Below are 706 nucleotides of genomic sequence, written 5' to 3'. Positions count from 1 at the left end.
TGGAGGTCCGGGCTGTCGAGATCACCGGGAGCCATATCGGCGATGCACCTATCCTGCCTGACCTGCTCAGCCAGATCCCAGCCCAAGAGGAGATCGCGAGCGTCACCGCAGACGGTGCCTATGACACACGCAAGTGCCATGATGCCATCGCCGAGCGCGGTGCTCATGCTGTCATCCCGCCGCGCAAAAATGCGAAGCTGTGGAAGACCGTCACCGCGGGGGCGGTGGCCAGAAACGAGGCTTTGCGTGCATCAAAATACCTCGGCCGCTCGATCTGGCGAAACTGGAGCGGATACCACCGCCGAAGCCGCGTCGAGACCAAGATGCACTGCATGAAACTGCTGGGACAGCGCCTCATGGCGCGGGACTTCGACCGTCAGGTCGCGGAAGTCCAAGTCCGCATCGCCATCATGAACGGCTACACCGCCCTTGGCATACCAGTCACAGAGGCCGTTGGATAAGTCCGTCCGGGGAAAGGGGTAGCCTGGCCATCAGACGATTTGTGCATGTATGGATGCCCCCATTGATGCAAGTGGTTTTTGAACGGCGCGAGCGTGTGATCGGGTGCGGTCATGTATCAGGCCTCTGTGTGCGGTTCTGATGTGACCGCGGGCCGGTATGGCGATGCGCGGACCAGAGGCATATCAACAGACCGAGCTCGTGGCTCCTGCGCAAATGCTGCTTTCTCTGACCCGGATCTGATCGA

1 protein-coding gene is annotated in these 706 nt (G+C 60.8%); it reads left to right on the top strand.

The annotated features are described in order from the left end of the window. A partial coding sequence (locus FQ320_RS25310) for an IS5 family transposase (protein ID WP_148476009.1) occupies nt 1–461 on the top strand: 461 nt, incomplete at its 5' end. Nucleotides 462–706: the final 245 nt, after the last annotated feature.

This window comes from Oceaniovalibus sp. ACAM 378 (assembly GCF_008085915.1).
Lineage (GTDB): Bacteria > Pseudomonadota > Alphaproteobacteria > Rhodobacterales > Rhodobacteraceae > Oceaniglobus.
The sequence above is the reverse complement of the archived record's forward strand: the minus strand, read 5'-3'. Positions and strand labels throughout refer to the sequence as shown.